Origin of the sequence: Mycobacterium sp. WMMD1722, assembly GCF_049315205.1 — a bacterium.
Classification (GTDB): Bacteria; Actinomycetota; Actinomycetes; order Mycobacteriales; family Mycobacteriaceae; genus Mycobacterium.
Genome location: NZ_CP186056.1, coordinates 3,177,291 through 3,194,989, shown reverse-complemented (window position 1 = coordinate 3,194,989; position 17,699 = coordinate 3,177,291). Strand labels below are relative to the sequence as shown.

The 17,699-nt window shown below is 69.3% G+C and carries 16 protein-coding genes; 6 read left to right on the top strand and 10 right to left on the bottom strand.

Going from position 1 to position 17,699, the window contains the following annotated elements; all coding sequences use genetic code 11:
• Nucleotides 1-36 precede the first annotated feature (36 nt).
• From iniA to ACN27E_RS15345, 4 genes are all read left to right on the top strand, one after another.
• Nucleotides 37-1,866, top strand: a complete 1,830-nt coding sequence (gene iniA / locus ACN27E_RS15360) for an isoniazid-induced dynamin-like GTPase IniA (protein ID WP_422742716.1) — start codon at nt 37-39, stop codon at nt 1,864-1,866.
• Nucleotides 1,867-1,875: 9 nt separating this feature from the next.
• The gene (locus tag ACN27E_RS15355; RefSeq protein ID WP_422749893.1) at nt 1,876-3,369 is read left to right on the top strand and encodes a dynamin family protein; all 1,494 of its coding nucleotides are present in this window, start codon (nt 1,876-1,878) and stop codon (nt 3,367-3,369) included.
• A 182-nt stretch (nt 3,370-3,551) separates the two neighbouring features.
• Nucleotides 3,552-3,869, top strand: coding sequence for an antibiotic biosynthesis monooxygenase (locus ACN27E_RS15350; protein WP_422742714.1), 318 nt, complete (start codon nt 3,552-3,554; stop codon nt 3,867-3,869).
• Nucleotides 3,870-3,908: 39 nt separating this feature from the next.
• Complete coding sequence (locus tag ACN27E_RS15345; protein WP_422742712.1) at nt 3,909-5,753, top strand: Hsp70 family protein; 1,845 nt, start codon at nt 3,909-3,911, stop codon at nt 5,751-5,753.
• On the opposite strand, the gene ACN27E_RS15340 is transcribed toward ACN27E_RS15345, so the two are convergent.
• The 10 genes from ACN27E_RS15340 to ACN27E_RS15295 all read right to left on the bottom strand — a co-directional run bounded on the left by ACN27E_RS15340 (nt 5,750) and on the right by ACN27E_RS15295 (nt 14,863).
• Entirely contained in the window at nt 5,750-6,331 is a 582-nt protein-coding gene (locus ACN27E_RS15340; RefSeq protein ID WP_422742710.1) for a hypothetical protein, read from the bottom strand. The genes ACN27E_RS15345 and ACN27E_RS15340 overlap by 4 nt on opposite strands.
• Before the next feature lie 27 nt (nt 6,332-6,358).
• A complete protein-coding gene (locus ACN27E_RS15335) occupies nt 6,359-6,823 on the bottom strand; it encodes a hypothetical protein (protein ID WP_422742708.1) in 465 nt (154 codons plus the stop codon).
• Nucleotides 6,824-6,863: 40 nt separating this feature from the next.
• Nucleotides 6,864-7,805 carry an LLM class F420-dependent oxidoreductase gene (locus ACN27E_RS15330; protein WP_422742706.1) on the bottom strand — a complete coding sequence of 314 codons (942 nt, stop codon included), beginning with the start codon at nt 7,803-7,805 and terminating at the stop codon, nt 6,864-6,866.
• 9 nt (nt 7,806-7,814) lie between these two features.
• Nucleotides 7,815-8,435: a TIGR03085 family metal-binding protein gene (locus ACN27E_RS15325; protein WP_422742704.1), complete on the bottom strand. Its 621-nt coding sequence runs from the start codon at nt 8,433-8,435 to the stop codon at nt 7,815-7,817.
• 4 nt (nt 8,436-8,439) lie between these two features.
• Nucleotides 8,440-10,263 carry a glycoside hydrolase family 15 protein gene (locus tag ACN27E_RS15320; protein WP_422742702.1) on the bottom strand — a complete coding sequence of 608 codons (1,824 nt, stop codon included), beginning with the start codon at nt 10,261-10,263 and terminating at the stop codon, nt 8,440-8,442.
• The gene (gene zwf / locus ACN27E_RS15315) at nt 10,260-11,639 is read right to left on the bottom strand and encodes a glucose-6-phosphate dehydrogenase (protein ID WP_422742700.1); all 1,380 of its coding nucleotides are present in this window, start codon (nt 11,637-11,639) and stop codon (nt 10,260-10,262) included. The genes ACN27E_RS15320 and zwf overlap by 4 nt, the downstream gene beginning before the upstream one ends.
• Nucleotides 11,636-13,018, bottom strand: coding sequence for a mycothione reductase (locus ACN27E_RS15310; protein ID WP_422749891.1), 1,383 nt, complete (start codon nt 13,016-13,018; stop codon nt 11,636-11,638). The genes zwf and ACN27E_RS15310 overlap by 4 nt, the downstream gene beginning before the upstream one ends.
• A 69-nt stretch (nt 13,019-13,087) precedes the next feature.
• The gene (locus ACN27E_RS15305) at nt 13,088-13,642 is read right to left on the bottom strand and encodes a hypothetical protein (protein WP_422742698.1); all 555 of its coding nucleotides are present in this window, start codon (nt 13,640-13,642) and stop codon (nt 13,088-13,090) included.
• 58 nt (nt 13,643-13,700) lie between these two features.
• Nucleotides 13,701-14,216 carry a hypothetical protein gene (locus ACN27E_RS15300; protein ID WP_422742696.1) on the bottom strand — a complete coding sequence of 172 codons (516 nt, stop codon included), beginning with the start codon at nt 14,214-14,216 and terminating at the stop codon, nt 13,701-13,703.
• Between the two features lie 2 nt (nt 14,217-14,218).
• Nucleotides 14,219-14,863: an MspA family porin gene (locus tag ACN27E_RS15295; protein WP_422742694.1), complete on the bottom strand. Its 645-nt coding sequence runs from the start codon at nt 14,861-14,863 to the stop codon at nt 14,219-14,221.
• A 283-nt stretch (nt 14,864-15,146) separates the two neighbouring features.
• Here ACN27E_RS15295 and dnaK point away from each other — a divergent pair, with 283 nt between their 5' ends.
• Nucleotides 15,147-17,006: a molecular chaperone DnaK gene (gene dnaK, locus ACN27E_RS15290; protein WP_422742692.1), complete on the top strand. Its 1,860-nt coding sequence runs from the start codon at nt 15,147-15,149 to the stop codon at nt 17,004-17,006.
• Entirely contained in the window at nt 17,003-17,677 is a 675-nt protein-coding gene (grpE, locus tag ACN27E_RS15285) for a nucleotide exchange factor GrpE (RefSeq protein ID WP_422742690.1), read from the top strand. Before dnaK ends, grpE begins: the two co-directional genes overlap by 4 nt.
• The last annotated feature ends 22 nt before the right edge of the window (nt 17,678-17,699 follow it).

Sequence of the window (17,699 nt, the reverse complement as noted above, 5' to 3'; positions counted from 1 at the left end):
GCCTACCGTGAGGGTTCCACCACAGTGAAGGGCACCATGACGCAAACCAGCGACCCGCGCAAGGTCAAGGTCATCGTCGAGCTGATCGACCACACCTCCGCGATCGCCGCCACCAAGGAGCGCGCAGACCTGGTGGCGCGGCTGGCCCGGGCCAAGGAACGCATCAGCGATCCGCAGATCCGTGTGGTGATCGCCGGACAGCTCAAACAGGGCAAGAGCCAATTGCTCAATTCGCTGCTCAACATGCCGGTGGCACGGGTCGGCGACGACGAGTCCACGGTGGTGGCAACCGTGGTGTCCTACGGCGAGCAAGCCTCGGCGCGGCTGGTGGTGGCCCGGCCCGACGGCGGCGAACCCGAACTCGTCGAGATCCCGGTCGCCGACCTGCGCGACGACCTGCGCCGCGCCCCGCAGGCCGGCGGCCGCGAGGTGCTGCGGGTGGAGGTGACCGCACCCAGCCCGCTGCTCAAGGGCGGTCTGGCGTTCGTCGACACCCCCGGCGTGGGCGGCCACGGGCAGCCGCATCTGTCGGCCACCCTCGGGCTGCTGCCCGACGCCGACGCGATGCTGATGATCAGCGATACCAGCAGCGAGTTCACCGAACCGGAGATGACCTTCATCCGGCAGGCGCTCGAGATCTGTCCGCTGGCCCTGATCGTGGCCACCAAGACCGACCTCTACCCGCACTGGCGGCAGGTCGTCGATGCCAACACCGCCCACCTGCGCCGCGCGGGCATCAGCACGCCGCTGGTCCCCGCGTCGGCGCAGCTGCGCAGCCACGCCATCCAGCTCAACGACAAGGAACTCAACGAGGAGTCGAACTTCCCGGCGATCGTGACGTTCCTCTCCGAGCGGGTGCTCAGCCGTGAGAACGACCGGGTGCGCGATCAGGTGGTCGGCGAAATCCACGCCGCCGCTGAACATCTCGCACTCGCCGTGGACGCCGAGCTGGCGGCGCTCAACGACCCGGCGGCCCGGCAGAACCTCACCGCCGATCTGGAACGGCGCAAACAGGACGCCCAGGATGCGCTGCAGCAGACCGCGCTGTGGCAGCAGGTGCTCAACGACGGTATCTCCGATCTGACCGCCGACGTGGATCACGATCTGCGACATCGCTTCCGCAACATCACCTTCCACACCGAACGGGTCGTCGACACCTGCGATCCGACGCTGCACTGGGCCGAGATCGGCGCGGAGCTGGAAGATTCGGTGGCCACCGCCGTCGGTGACAACTTCGTCTGGGCCTATCAGCGGGCCGAGGCGCTGGCCGCCGAGGTGGCACGCACGTTCCGCGAAGCAGGCTTGGACGCGGTGCGGATGCCGACCATCGACGCCCGCGAAATGGGCGCCGGATTCGGCGATTTCAAATCGTTGGCGCAACTGGAGGCCAAGCCGATCAAGACCGGACACAAGATCGTCACCGGGATGCGTGGATCCTACGGCGGTGTCCTGATGTTCGGCATGCTGACCTCGTTCGCCGGCCTGGGGATGTTCAACCCGCTGTCCCTGGGCGCCGGTCTGGTGCTGGGCCGCAAGGCCTACAAGGAGGACATGGAGAACCGGATGCTGCGGGTGCGTAACGAGGCCAAGACGAATGTGCGCCGGTTCGTCGACGACGTGGCGTTCGTGGTCGGCAAGGAGTCCCGCGACCGGCTCAAGGGCATCCAGCGTCAGCTGCGTGACCACTACCGCGAGATCGCCAACCAGACCACCCGCTCGCTCAACGAATCGCTGCAGGCGACCATCGCGGCGGCCCAGCTCGAGGAGAACGAGCGCAACGCCAGGGTCAAGGAACTCGAGCGGCAGCGCAACGTACTGCGCCAGGTCATCGAGCACGCCGAGAAGCTGACGGCGCCCGGTCACTAAGCTCGACGGATCAGCACCAGCGACCACGTACGGGCGATACTCGGCGGCACCATCTCGGCCTACCGGGCCGATCCGGCCTACCGCGAGCGGCCCGACGTGCACCACGAACTCGAGCGGATCGGCCGGCGGCTCAACGAGCCGATCCGCATCGCGTTGGCCGGCACGCTCAAAGCCGGTAAATCGACGCTGGTCAATGCGTTGGTGGGGGAGGACATCGCGCCGACCGACGCCACCGAGGCCACCCGGATCGTCACCTGGTTCCGGCACGGTCCGACCCCGAAGGTGACGGCCAACCACCGCGGCGGCCGCCGCTCCAACGTCCCGATCGCCCGTGATCCGCACGACCGCTCACTGACCTTCGACTTCGCACGGCTCGATCCCGGCGATGTCCTCGACCTGGACGTGGAATGGCCGGCCACCGAACTCATCGACGCCACGATCATCGACACCCCGGGGACGTCCTCGCTGTCGCGCGACGTGTCCCAACGCACGCTGCGACTGCTGGTGCCCGACGACGGGGTACCCCGCGTCGACGCCGTGGTGTTCCTGCTGCGCACGCTCAACGCCGCCGACATCGCCCTGCTCAAGCAGATCGGCGAACTCGTCGGCGGAGCGTCCGGTGCCCTCGGCGTGATCGGTGTGGCCTCGCGGGCCGACGAGATCGGCGCCGGGCGCATCGACGCCATGCTGTCGGCGCGCGACGTCGCCCAGCGGTTCACCGCGGAAATGGACCGCACCGGCATCTGCCAGGCCGTGGTCCCGGTGTCGGGGCTGCTGGCGCTCACCGCGCGGACGCTGCGGCAGAGCGAATACGCGGCCCTGGACAAACTGGCCGGTGTCGATGCGGACGAACTGGCCAAGGCCATGTTGTCGGTCGACCGCTTCGTCCGGGAGGACAGCCCGCTGCCGGTGGACGCCGCCACCCGGGCGGCGCTGCTGGACCGCTTCGGGATGTTCGGCATCCGCATCTCGATCGCCGTGCTGCGCGCCGGGGTGAGCGATTCGGTGGCCCTGGCCGACGAACTGCTCGAACGCAGCGGTCTGGTTGCGTTGCGTGAGGTCATCGACCAGCAGTTCGCCCAGCGGTCGGACCTGCTCAAGGCGCATACGGCGCTGCTGTCGCTGCGGCAGATCGTCGCGCTCAATCCGATCTACGCAACGCCGCAGATCGTCGCCGACATCGACCCGCTGCTGGCCGACACCCATGCCTTCGAGGAGTTGCGGCTGCTCAGCCAGCTGCGGTCGCGCCCGACGACGCTGAACTCCGACGAGATGGCGTCGCTGCGGCGACTGATCGGCGGGTCGGGCACCGATGCCGCGAGCCGGCTGGGGCTGCAGCCCGACGCGCCCTATGACGGTCCGCGCGCCGCATTCGCCGCCGTGCAGCGCTGGCGCCGCCGGGCCGAGCATCCCCTCAACGACCCGTTCACCGCACGGGCCTGCCGGGCCGCGGTGCGCAGCGCCGAAGCGATGGTTGCCGGATACGCCGCCCGCGGGCGCTGAAGCTTTAGACTGGCGCCGTCGAGAAGGACCAGGAGCGGCAACGGTGAGCCCGCTCCCTTCCCCGAGGAAGCTCCGTACCGCTTCGGCGGACCCACGACAAGCAACGGTGGCGCGATCCACCGGGGGCTTGGCGTGTCCGCGTCGTTTCCCCGATGAGTCGCACCCTGACCTGAGGGAGACTCATGCCCATCATCCGAAGTGGCGCCGGGATCGTCACACAGATCAACGTCTTCGAGGTGTCGGAACACAATCAGCAGGCGCTGATCGATCTGCTGATCGAGGCCGCGGAATTCTCGCGTCACACGCCGGGCTGGCTGTCAGCCAGCCTGCACCGCAGCCTCGATGGAACCGCCGTGGTCAACTACGCCCAGAGTGACAGCATCGAGTCTGCTCGGCGGGTGATCGACCGGCTCCGCGCGGAAGGGTTCCTCGAGCGCAATGCCGGGCTCGCCACGGCGCACCCGGGGCTCTACGAGGTGGCGTTCACCCTCGAGCGCTGAGCGCATAACGAAACGGATCGCCGCGACGACATACGAGGTATGCGCAGTTGTCTTGGCGTTTCTGTCGGAGCGGCCAATCTGGTCGCGGTCTGCGGCACCCGCACCATCGTGCGGCGCCCCGTACTCACCCTCTCTGCCCAGCGTGGACCCGAAGTCGGCCTACCGCGCCTCGATCAGGCGGGGCTGATACTCGACGGTTTCGTCGGACGCGTCGGCGATCCGGTCCCGATCGTGGCGGCCGACGGGTCACGCCACCTCGGCGACCGGCTGCTCGCGGTGGCGATCGAGACGTTGGCCCGGTCGATCAGCCCACACGCCCGGCCCGATGCGGTCGCGGTGGCAGTGCCCGCGCATTGGCCGGTCGGGACCGTCGCCGCCCTGCGCGGCCAGCTGCCCGGCGTCACGGTGGTGTCCGAGGCGGTGGCGGCGCTGACCGCCCTTCAGGCCCGGCCGGGACTGCCGACTCGTGGGGTGATCGCCCTATGTGACGTCGGCGCGACCGGCACCTCCCTCACGCTCGTCGACGCGGGCGCCGGCTTCCGGACGATCGGCGAGACGGTGCGTGTCGAGGACTTCTCCGGTGAACTCGCCGACCGGGTGCTGCTGACGCACGTGCTGGGTGGGCTGGACATGGACCCGGCGAGCACGTCGGCGGTGGCGTCGCTGGCCGGTCTGCGCGATCAGTGTCGCGACGCCAAGGAGCGGCTGTCCGAAACGACGGCGACGACGGTCGCGGTCCCCGGCGGTTCGGTGCGGGTGACCCGCTCCGAACTCGAGACACTGCTGCGTGAGCCGCTCGACGGCGTGCTCGCAGCGATGCTGGAGCTGTTGCAGCGCAATGGAATTGCACCGGCCGAGTTGGCGGCGCTGGCGACGGTCGGCGGCGGGGCGCGGATGCCGCTGGTGACGCAGCGGCTGTCCGAGACGCTGCGGATGCCGGTGACGACGAGCCCCCGGGCGCCGGTGATCACCGCGATCGGGGCCGAGCTGATTGCCCGCCGCGGCGCCGAACACGAGACGGTGACGCGGATGGCCGCGGCGCCGGAACTGCCGACCATCGTGGTGGCCGATCTGCCGCGGCCCGCGCTGGCCTGGTCGGCCGAGGAGACCGAGGACCTCGCGGTCACCGAGTACGCGGCGCGCTACGCACCCGGCGGTGCGCGACCGGAGGTGTCGTTCGACCGCAGCGACGAGGTCCAACCGGTGCGGGCGGCGTGGTTCCGCCGGCCCGGCGCGCTGTTCGCCGGGGCGGCCTGCCTCGCCGCGGTGGCCGTGGCCGGGGTGATCCTCACCTCGAACAGCGATGCGCGCGTGACGGATTCGAGCGCGAGCGTCGCCAACCTGCCGATCGAGAGTGCGGTCGAGCCCGAGGCGGCGCCGGCGCCCGCGGCCGTCGCGCAGACCATCGTCGCCCCGCCCCCTGCCCGGGCGGCGCAGTCTCCCGCGCAGTCGCGGCAGAACGCCGCGGCGCCGCCGCAGCAGCGGGCGGTCACCCAGCAGTCGGCTCCCCGCCCGGCCGCGGCGCCCGGGCCTGTCGCAGCCCAGGCGCCCGCGCCTGCCGCAGCCCCGGCGCCCGCGGCTGTCGCAGCCCCGGTGGCGCCGCAGTTCACCTGGCCGCAGTTACCGATGCCGACCTTCGTGCTGCCCCCGCAGTCGCCCGCGCCTCAACCGTCACCCACGCCTGAGCCGACAGTGGAACCGACGCCTGAGCCGACAGTGGAACCGACGCCTGAGCCGACAGTGGAACCGACGCCTGAGCCGACCGCGGAGCCCACGCCTGAGCCGACCGCGGAACCGTCACCCGAGCCGACCGTGGAACCGACGGTCGTGCCCGAGCCCACGGCGGAACCCACCGCCGAAGCGCCGTCTGACCCGTCGCGCTAAGGGCTGACGCCGTTTCCGCCATCCGGCGGAACGATCGTCGGGACGGTGATGGTGACCGTGCTGGTGCTGGTGCTGGTCTCGACGGTCGTGGTCGTCGTCGGCGTGGTCGTGGTGGTCGTGGTGGTCGGCGTCGTGGTCGTCGTCGTCGGCGTGGTGGTCGTCGTCTCGGGCGCCGTCGTCGTCTGCGGCGCGGAGGTCGTCTCCGACGGCGACTCGGTCACCGTCTCGGTGGGGGCGACGACCGGCGCGGACGAACCGGTTTCCGACGTGGTCGTCGTGGCCGACGTGCTGGTCTGCGACGACGACCCGTCATCGGAACTCAGCTGCACGATCAGCCAGACGATGATCGCGATCAACAGCACCAGCAGCGCGCCCAGACCGACCAGGGCCGCCGGTTTGCGGTACCACGGCTGCGGCTCCTGGGGCTCCTGCGGCGGCTGGCCGTAGGGCTGGTCGTAGCCGCCGTCGCTGTACTCGCTGTACGCGTTCGAGTACTGCGTCGGCTCGCTGCTGTACGCGTTGGAGTATTGGGTCGGCTCGTCGTCCGGGTAACCCGGATCTTCAGGAGGTCGCGCCACGGAGTCCGATAGTAGGCCGCGCGGGGCTCACGGCACGGGGTAGAGCGTGCGTGTCTCGTTGAAACGTGGCCGACGGGTCGTGGTCGGCCCCGAATCGTCGTCTTCCGAGCTCTCCTCGGGCTCGTCCTCCTTCGTCGAGGGGAGCCGGCGGCTGGTCGAGGGCGGCGAAGTCGACGGCGGGGGCGGCGTCTCCGACGGCGGGGGCAGATCGATGTCGGTGGTCTGCGGGTTCAGCGGGCGGCCCCCGGTGGTGGTGGCGGGGGCGCTCGTCGACGGCACCGTCGACGGCGCCGAGGTCCCCGAGAAGCTCGGATCGACGAAGTTCAACGGGGCCTGCGTCGGCTCCTCGGCCTGATCCGAGACGAAGACCACCGCTCCCACGATCAGCCCGATGGCGGCCACGGCGGCGACGCTGGCGGCCAGCACTTTGGCCGTGGAATTGTGCCACGGAGCCGGAGCATCCTGATCATGCTCGTTGTCGTCGCGTGCCACGGGCACCGATCCTATCCACGCTCACGCCCACTTCGCCTGGTCAGCGGAGCTGCGGGACGACCTCCGCAGCCACCAGCGCGAGGTGGTCGAGGTCGGACATGTCCAGCATCTGCAGGTACACCCGTTGCACCCCGGCTTCCCGGAACGCCTCGAGCTTGTCGACGATCTCGGCCGGGGTCCCCACCATCGGGGAGTTCCCCCGCAGCTCGTCGACCTCGCGGCCGATCGCTTCCGCGCGCCGCGCCACCTCGGCGTCATCGGCTCCCGCGCACAGCACGAACGCCGCCGAATACGTCAGATCCCCCGGCGCCCGGCCCGCCTCCGACAGTGCGGTGGCGACCCGCCCGAACTGCGTTTGCAGCGCGTCGAGCGGAACGAACGGGATGTTGAATTCGGTGGCGAACCTCGCCGCCAGCGCGGGTGTGCGCTTGGCGCCCTGACCGCCGATGACGATCGGCATCGAGGACTGCGCCGGTTTGGGCAGCGCGGGCGAATCGACGACGGTGTAGTGCGTGCCGGTGTAATCGAAGGTTTCGCCGACCGGGGTCTGCCACATGCCGGTGAGGATCTCGAGCTGTTCGGTCAGCCGGTCGAAGCGCTCGCCCAGCGGCGGGAACGGGATGGCGTAGGCCTGGTGTTCCGCCTCGAACCAGCCGGCGCCCAGGCCCAGTTCGACGCGCCCGCCACTCATCTGGTCGACCTGCGCGACGGCGATCGCCAGCGGGCCGGGGTGGCGGAACGTCGCCGAGGTCACCATGGTGCCCAGCCGGATCGTCGAGGTCTCCCGGGCGATACCGCCCAGCGTCACCCAGGAGTCCGTCGGCCCGGGCAGACCGTCGCCGCTCATCGCCAGATAGTGGTCGGACCGAAAGAACGCCGAAAAGGCGCCCAATTGTTCGGCGGCGCGGGCGACCGCGAGCTGATCGGCGTAGCTGGCACCCTGCTGGGGTTCGACGAAGACACGGAAATCCACGGCGGCCAACCTACGCCTCTACAGGCCTTTGGGCGCGTCGCGCAGCGCCTGCACCGCGGCGACGTCACCGTCGAATTCGACGCGGGCGTCGCGGCCCACGGCGAACAGCAGCAGTTCGGGCACCGGACCGGTCACCGTCACCGGTGTGCCGCGCCCCGCGGTCACCCACGTCTTGCCGTCCGGCGTCCGCAGGGACGTGCGCGCAGGTGCCTTGGCCAGCGTGAGCCGCGGCATCAGCGACAGTGTCCGGCTCAGCCCTTTGACCGTCGCGTCGTCCAGCGGACGCGGCTCCCAGCCCGGCTGCGCGCGACGCACGTCCTCGTGGTGGATGAACATCTCGGCCAGATTGGCCACCGCGTCGAAGAGCTTGAACGGCGAATACACCGGCGGCCCCGACCCGACCTTCTCGATCAGCTCGTCGAAATCGATCGTCGAGGCGACCCTGTCCTGCACCTTCTCGGTGTAGGACGACAGCGCCGGGATCAGGATCCCCCCGGTGGCGTCGAGCCGGCGTTCCCGGATGTAGAGGTGTGCGGCCAGGTCGCGGGTCTGCCACCCCTCACACAGGGTCGGTTCGTCGGGGCCCACCGCCCGCAATGATTCGACCAGCGCGGTGCGTTCTCGTTGCGCAGCAGTCATGGTGTCATCCTCCGTCCAGGGCACGGTCCAGGTTGATGGCGGCGCTGATCAGCGCCAGGTGGGTGAAGGCCTGCGGGAAGTTGCCGACCTGATCGCCGGTGGCGCTGACCTGCTCGGCGTAGAGGCCGACGTGGTTGGCGTAGGTGAACATCTTCTCCAGCGCCAGTTGGGCGTCGCGCAGCCGGCCCGCCCGGGTCAGCGCCTCGACGTACCAGAACGAACAGATGGAGAAGGTCCCGTCCGCACCGTCGAGACCGTCGTCACCCGGCTCGTAGCGGAACACCAGGCTGTCGGTGACCAACTGACGCTCCACCGCCGCCAGCGTGGACAGGAAGCGTGGATCGGCAGGCGAGAGGAACTTGACCATCGGCATGAGCAGCACCCCGGCGTCGAGTCCGGTACCGCCTTCGACGCGGGTGAACGCGCCGAGGTCGGGATCCCACGATTCGGTCATGATGCGCTCGTAGATCTCGTCGCGGGCCCGGGACCAGCCGACGATGTCGCCGGGCAGCCCACGGGCGCGGGCGATGCGGATGGCGCGCTCGATCGCCACCCAGCACATCAACCGGGACGTGGTGTAGGGCTTGGCTTCGTCGCGCACCTCCCACATGCCCGCGTCCGGTCGATCCCAGTTGTCCACCACCCAGTCCACGACCTCGGTGACGTCGGTCCACGCGTCATGGCTGATGCCGGGCCCGTACTTGTTGAACAGGTAGACCGAGTCGATGATCTCCCCGTAGATGTCGAGCTGAAGCTGATCGGCTGCGGCGTTGCCCACCCGGACCGGCCTGGACTCTCGGTGCCCGCTCAGGTGGTCGAGTTCGGTCTCCTCGGGCAGCTTTCCGTCGATGTCGTAGAGCACCCGCAGCGGGCCGAGTCGGTTGTCGTCCTCGCCGTCCCGTTGACCCAGCCGCTCAGCCAGCCAGCGGATGAAATCCCTTGCCTCGCTCATGAATCCAAGGCGCAGGAGCGCATAGATGCTGAAGCCGGCGTCACGGATCCAGACGTAGCGGTAGTCCCAGTTGCGGGTGCCGCCGATCGGTGCGGGCAGGCTGGTGGTCGGCGCGGCGATGATCGCACCGCTGGGTTCGTGGGTCAGGAGCTTCAGGGTGATCGCCGACCGGTTCACCACCTCGCGCCACCGGCCGGTGTAGGTCGACTGCGACAGCCAGGTCCGCCAGAACGACGTCGTCGCGTCGAGCAAATCGTCGGTTCGACCGATCGCGTCGGCGTCGACATCGTCGTCATCGCCGAGCATCTCGAGCACGAACAGCACCGAGTCGCCCGTGGACAGTTCCACCTCGGCACCGACCACGCTGTCGTCGACGTCCAGTTCGGTCGACGCGGTCAACCCCATCCGCACACCGTCGCCGGTCAGCAGCACCCCCGCACCGCGGCGCTCGGTCCGACAGTATTCGCGGCCGTAGTCGGGCCGCGCGTCCAGGCGGGTGCGCATCCGCACGGTCCCGCGTACTCCGCTGATGCGCCGCACGAGGCGCTGGCGGTGCCGTTCGCCGGCCTCGGCGGCCACGGGCATGAAGTCGTGGACCTCGGCGACACCGTCGGGGGTGAGGAACCGCGTGATGAGGACCGCTGTCTCGGGCAAGTAGAACTGCTGGGTCCTGGTGACCTCACCGGTCGGATGGAGCTGCCAGCTGCCGCCCCGGTCCGGGTCGAGGATCGCGCCGAAGACGCTGGGGCTGTCGAAGCGCGGCGCGCAGAACCAGTCGATGCAGCCGTCGATACCGACCAGCGCGCAGGTGCGCAGGTCGCCGATCAGGCCGTGCTCGGCGATACCCAGCTGGGCGGCGGTGCCGTCCCGCGTCATCCCAGCCGCCAGCCACCCGGGCCGGGCAGCGCGACGGCTCGGTCGGGGCCCCACGAGCCCTGCTCGTAGGGCAGCGGACCGGGGGGCGCGTCGAGCACCGGCTGGCACACCTGCCACAGCCGGTCGACCTCGTGGGCGCTGGTGAACAGGGTCTGGTCGCCGTGCATGACGTCGAAGAGCAGCCGCTCGTAGGCCTGCATCGGCGTGCCGGCGACGGTGGCGTCCAGCGTCAGTTCGGTCAGGTCGTGGCCCGGCCCCGGCTTCTTGGCCGCCAGCTGGATGACCACCTCGGGCGAATCGCTCAGCTCGAGGATGAGCTGGTTGCGACCGCCCTCGAACGGACCGTCCTGGCCGCGGAACGTCAGCGTGACGGTGTGGCGGGTGGCGGCCATCGCCTTTCCGGTGCGCAGATAGAAGGGGACGCCACGCCAGCGGTCGGTGTCGACGAACGCCTCGAGCGCGACGAGCGTCTCGACCGTGGAATCGTCGTCGACGTCCTCCTCGTCGCGGTAACCCACGTACTGGCCGAACACCACCCGGTCGGGATCCAACGGGCGCAGCGCCTCGAAGGCCTCGGCCTTGCGGGCCCGCATCGACTCCGCGTCGAGCCGGTGTGGCGGCTCCATCGCGATGATCCCGAGTACCTGGCACAGATGCGTGGAAATCATGTCGCGGAAGCAGCCGGTGGATTCGTAGAAGCTGCCGCGGCCCTCCATGCCCAGTTCTTCGGGGATGTCGATCTGCACGGACTCGACGTGGCGCCGATCCCAGGCCGGGCCGATCAGGCCGTCGGCGAACCGCAGCGCCAGGATGTTCTGCACGGCCTCCTTGCCCAGGAAGTGGTCGATGCGAAAGATCTGGTCCTCGCCCACCACGCCGTCGAGCGCCTCGGTCAGTTCGCGCGAACTCTGCAGGTCGGTACCGAAGGGTTTCTCGATCACCACGCGGGCATCCTCGGTCAGCTTTTCCCGGCCGAGCATGCCGATCATCGACTCCATGGCCGTCGGCGGTACCGACAGGTAGATCAGCGTGCGGGCCTGTTCACCGAGTCGCTCCCGCGCCGCGCCCACCGCGGCGGCGAGTTCGCTGCCGTCGTCTGCGTCCGATGTCTGGAAAGTGATGCGGCTCAACAGGTCTGAGAGCACGTCGTCGTCGATGTCGTTGACGGTCTCGCGCAGTCCGTCTCCGACGGTCCGGCGGAACTCGTCATCGGTGCCCGGGGAGTGGCGTCCCGATCCGATCAGCGCGTAATCGGCGGGCATCCGCTCGGCGGCGGCCAGCCGGTACAGCGCCGGAAACAGTTCACGTTCGGCCAGATCGCCGGTCGCGCCGAACAGGATGATCACCTGTGGTGGGGGTCGCCGATCGTCACTCATGCTGCCTCCGATTCCGCGTCGAGCAGGGCGTTCTCGACCACTTCGGTCAACGCCGGGTGTACCCAGTAGGGCAGGTGCGCCAGATCGTCGGCGCGAATGCCGAATTCCATGGCGACGACGAAGAGCTGGAGCAGGGTGGCGGCCTGCGGTCCGATGATGTGCGCGCCGAGGATCCGGCGGTTGGCCGCGTCGACGATCACCTTGCACAAGCCGGTGTCGGCCGCCATCGCCCATCCGTAGGCGACGTCGCAGAACTGCCGGACGCCGATCAGGTGGTCCGGATACCGCTCCCGGGCCTGCTGTTCGGTCACGCCGACGCCGGCGATCTGCGGATCGGTGAACACCGCCCAGGGCACGCGGTCATGGCTCACCGCGCGCAACCGGTCGGGGTGGAGCAGGTTGTGCGCTACGACGGCGGCCTCGCGGTTGGCGACGTGTTTGAGGGGGATCGGTGTGCTGACGTCGCCGAGTGCGAAGACGCCGTCGGCGCTGGTCCGGCAGAATTCGTCGACGACGATACGACCGTCGTCGTGGACGTCCACCCCGGCCGCGGCCAGATTCATCCGGTCAGCGTTGGAGGTGCGGCCGGCCGCGACCAGCAGCATGTCCGCCGCCACCGTGGTGCCGTCGTCGAGTGTCAGCCGCAGCGCGCCGGGTTCGCCGTCGACCCGGTCGATCTCGGTTCCCAGCCGCAGGTCGTAACGGTCCCGCACCGCATCGGTGTACACCTGGCGAATCTGATCGTCCTGCGGCCCGCCCAGCAGCCGGTCGGAGGTGTCGATGATGGTGATCTGCGAGCCGGCGGCCGAGAACACGTGGGCCAGTTCGGCGGCGATGTATCCACCGCCCAGCACCGCGAGCCGGCGCGGCGGGGCGTCGATGCGCATCACGGTGTCCGACGTCTCATAGGGCAGCCCGGATTCGGCGACGGCCGGTGGGACGACCGGCCGGCCGCCGGTCGCGATCACGATGCGGTCGGCGGTGACCTCCAGGCCGGTGTCGGCGTCACGATCGACGCGTACGCGGCACGGGCCGGTGAACACGGCGCGGCCCCGGTAGAGGGTGATGTTGTCGGCCTTCTCCCGGCTGCGGCGGCCCTCCTCGGACACCAAGTCGGTGCGGTCGAACACCCGGTCGCGGACCTGTCGCCAGTGCACCGCACGCAGTTGCGCGTCGACGCCGAAACTGCCCGCATCGGTGACGGTGTCGGCGACGTCGGCGGTGTGAGCGAGCATCTTCGACGGGATGCAGCCGAAGTTCACGCACGTGCCGCCCACCTTGCGATCTTCGACGAATGCGACGTCGAGATGGTCGAAGGAGTCGTCGACGACCGCGTTGCCTGATCCGGTTCCGATGACGAGCAGATCATGGTGGGGCACCACGCTCATGTGCCCGGGAAACGCAGCAGGTTAAACAGGTGTGACCGAAGCGTCAGAAAGGTCGAGACGTCAGAACGCCTCGACGCCCTCGACCGAGACGGCCATGCCGTGGCCGGTTCCGTCGTTGGTGAAGCGGGTGCCGTCCTCGCTCGCGTCGATGGTCCACCCGACGGCGGTGTAGGTGCGGTAGTCCAGGGTGACCGCGGGGATGTCGCCGAGGTTGCCGACCACCCACTCCAGTTCACCGTCCGAGGTGACGCGTACACCCGTTGCGGGGATGCCGTCGACGACCGGCGCGTTGGCGAACGGGGCTTCGCAGCCGACCTCGCCGGTGCTGAGCTGGCAGCGGGTCTTGCCGGATTTGGTCTGGATGAACACCCAGCCGTTCTGCGGGGCGAGCGCCTCGGCTGCGGTGGGCGGCGCCGGAGACGGTGACGGGGCGGGGGTCGCCGGCGCGCTGGGGCTCGCCGTGGCGGTCGGGGTGCGGGTGGGGCGGGGGGTGGGGACGTTCGGTTCGGTGGGGGAGTCGGGGCTGGTCACCGGGGTGCCGGTGATCGCGGACTGGCAGCCCGAAAGCAATGCGCCCGCCGCCAGCGCGCTCGCCATGATCAGCCGTGCCCTCACACGACAACCCTACGGCGCGTGGGTCAGATGTGACGGACGTGACGCGCGGCGAGCGGTGTCAGTCCGAGGACCGGTTCGCGCGGGGGGCTTCGAGGACGGGAAGCGGGATGGCGGGTGCAGCCGTCGATGCGGGCGACTCCGGTCCGGACGGGCTGGTGGGCGGCCTGCCCGCCGGATCCTCGAGACCGGTGTCGGCCGGGTGGCCCGCCGCGATGTTGACCGTGCCCGGCGGCGGCGGCGCCGCCACGCCACCGGCCGAGATGCCGTAGAGCACGTTCGAGCCGGTCAGCTGGTTGGGTGGCGGCGGGCTGTTGCCCAGCGCGTCGCCGGGCAGGCCGAACGCCGACTGGGCGGGGTCGACGGTCGCGGCGGCGTTGACGCCGCGGGCGTCGAACGCCGCGGGTGGGCCGACGAGGATGACGTTGTAGGGAAAGCTGAAGCTGCCGGCGTCCGGTGACACGTCGCCGGGGATGTAGGGCGGCGGCGCCGGTTGCTCCAGTTGGGCGGACGCTGCCGGGGCCAGGGTGAGGAGGCCGCCGGCCGTGAGGATGAGTGCGCACCCGATCTTCGGCATGGTCAGATCTTGATCGGGTCGCCGTACACGGCGAACTGGGTGTGCGCGGTGTCGGTGGAGATGCGCAGATAGCCGTAGGACCTGATGGTCACGTCCCCTCCGCAGGCGTCGGCCTTGATGTGAATGTTGTCCAGGTCGAGCATCGCCTGCCCGGAGTCGCCGAGCGCCATGTTCGACAGCGGCAGGTCGACGATCACGCCCGGCTGCAGCACCGTCTGGACGAATCCGGCGACGCCGGGTACCACGCCGACGTTCCCACTCACCGGCGATCCGCCCCCGAATCCGAGGGAGGCGGTGGGCGCGACACCCGCGGTACCCCCGATCTGCAGACCGGTGGAAACGTCGGACTGACAGCCGAGCTGGTAGCCGACGATGAAGAGGCTGTCGGTGATCGGGCTGCTGCCGCCGGTCGCGGTCGCTGTCGCCGACACCGTGACGAAACCTTCCCGGGAGTTGGTGGCGTTGGCCAGGTTCGGGATCGAGTTGACGACTTCCCGGTCGAGCCGGATGTTGAGCTGCCAGCCGTCGCGCGAGAGTTTGTCGTAGGTTTTCGACGCCATCGCGACGGGTTCGGCATGGGCAGGGCAGGTCCCGAACGCCGCGAGCAGTGTGCTGACGATTGGGACGAGAAACAACCGTTTGCCCATCACGCCTCTTTCTGGGGTCCTGTCCGGTGCTCCCCGGGGCGGGGCGGCGCACGACGGTAACTGCCGTTATTTAACGGGAGAAGAACTCCGGTTGCAGTCTCATCCGGGCGCGGGGAACAAAACCGGGATAAGGGCCGTTGATCCGATCGACAAGTTGAGCGCAACATACTCAAGTCTGGTTTGACAGACCCGCCGCGAGCGGAGCAGTCTTGAGTGTGGTCCGCTCAGACCCCACATAACGTAGTCGTTCATAGCGGCAACACAGCAACAAGGAGGACACACCATGGCTCGTGCGGTCGGAATCGACCTCGGGACCACCAACTCCGTCGTCGCGGTGCTGGAGGGTGGCGACCCCGTCGTCGTCGCCAACTCCGAGGGCTCACGCACGACCCCGTCGGTCGTCGCGTTCGCGCGCAACGGCGAAGTGCTGGTCGGCCAGCCCGCCAAGAACCAGGCGGTGACAAACGTCGACCGCACCATCCGCTCGGTCAAGCGCCACATGGGCACGGACTGGACGGTGGAGATCGACGGCAAGAACTACACGCCGCAGGAGATCAGCGCCCGCACCCTGCAGAAGCTCAAGCGCGATGCCGAGAGCTACCTCGGTGAGGACATCACCGACGCGGTGATCACCGTGCCCGCCTACTTCAACGACGCTCAGCGCCAGGCCACCAAGGAAGCCGGCCAGATCGCCGGCCTCAACGTGCTGCGCATCGTCAACGAGCCGACCGCGGCCGCCCTGGCCTACGGCTTGGACAAGGGTGAGAAGGAACAGACCATCCTGGTGTTCGACCTCGGTGGTGGCACCTTCGACGTCTCGCTGCTCGAGATCGGCGAAGGCGTCGTCGAGGTGCGCGCCACCAGCGGTGACAACCACCTGGGTGGCGACGACTGGGACGAGCGCGTCGTGACGTGGCTGGTCGACAAGTTCAAGGGCACCAGCGGCATCGACCTGACCAAGGACAAGATGGCGATGCAGCGGCTGCGGGAAGCGGCCGAGAAGGCCAAGATCGAACTGAGCTCCAGCCAGAGCACGTCGATCAACCTGCCCTACATCACCGTCGACGCCGACAAGAACCCGCTGTTCCTCGACGAGCAGCTCACCCGCGCGGAGTTCCAGCGCATCACCCAGGATCTGCTCGACCGCACCCGGCAGCCGTTCCAGTCGGTGATCAAGGACGCCGGCATCTCGGTCGCCGACATCGACCACGTCGTCCTGGTCGGTGGTTCCACCCGCATGCCCGCGGTGACCGATCTGGTCAAGGAACTCACCGGCGGCAAGGAGCCCAACAAGGGTGTGAACCCGGACGAGGTCGTCGCCGTCGGCGCCGCACTGCAGGCCGGCGTGCTCAAGGGTGAGGTCAAGGACGTCCTGCTGCTCGACGTCACCCCGCTGTCGCTGGGTATCGAGACCAAGGGCGGCGTGATGACCAAGCTCATCGAACGCAACACCACGATCCCGACCAAGCGGTCGGAGACCTTCACCACCGCCGACGACAACCAGCCGTCGGTGCAGATCCAGGTCTTCCAGGGTGAGCGTGAGATCGCCTCGCACAACAAGCTGCTCGGCAGCTTCGAGCTGACCGGTATCCCGCCGGCTCCGCGCGGCGTGCCCCAGATCGAGGTGACCTTCGACATCGACGCCAACGGCATCGTGCACGTCACCGCCAAGGACAAGGGCACCGGCAAGGAGAACACGATCCGCATCCAGGAAGGCTCCGGTCTGTCCAAGGAGGAGATCGACCGGATGATCAAGGACGCCGAGGCGCACGCCGACGAGGACCGCAAGCGTCGCGAGGAGGCCGACGTCCGCAACCAGGCCGAGACGCTGGTCTACCAGACGGAGAAGTTCGTCAAGGAACAGCGTGAGACCGAGGGAGGATCGAAGGTTCCCGAGGAGACGCTGAGCAAGGTCGACTCGGCCGTCGCGGACGCCAAGACCGCGCTGGCGGGTACCGACATCGGTGCGATCAAGTCGGCGATGGAGAAGCTCGGCGAGGAGAGCCAGGCCCTCGGCCAGGCCATCTACGAGTCCACCCAGGCCGAGCAGGCCGCCGGAGGTGGCGACGCGGGCGGCTCGACGTCGGGTGACGACGACGTGGTCGACGCCGAGGTTGTCGAGGATGACCAGGAGCGCAAGTGAGTCAGAACGATCCGCAGGAGCCGGTGACCGTCACCGACAAACGGCGCATCGATCCGAAGACGGGCGAGATCCGCGATTCGACCGGCGGGCAGGAGCGAAGCGACCCGGCGAGAAGCGGCGGCCCGGCCCCCAGTGGGCCGGCGCCGGACGCCGCGGCGCCGGATGCATCCGTGCCGTCGGACACCGACGAGGTGGCCGAACTCAAGGGGATGCTGCAGCGCGTCAAGGCCGAATACGACAACTACCGCAAGCGCACGATGCGCGATCAGCAGTTGATCGCCGACCGGGCCAAGGTGGCGGTGGTCGGCCAGCTGCTCGGGGTGCTCGACGACCTCGACCGGGCGCGCAGTCACGGCGATCTGGAGTCCGGACCGCTGCGCGCGGTGGCCGACAAGCTGGCCGGTGCCCTCGAGCAGATCGGTCTGACCCCGTTCGGTGCGCAGGGCGATGCCTTCGACCCCGCGCTGCACGAGGCGGTCCAGCACGAAGGCGACGGGAGCAATCCGGTCGTCGGCACGGTGATGCGACGCGGCTACCGGGTCGGCGAGACCGTCGTCCGGCACGCGATGGTCGGTGTCGTCGACGCCGTCCCGTCGGCAACGGGATCGGCCGACCCTGCCGAGAACCCCGGCGCGGCGCCGCAACAGGCCCCAGAATCAGACAACAACTAGCGACAACGAGGAGGTGACGCGG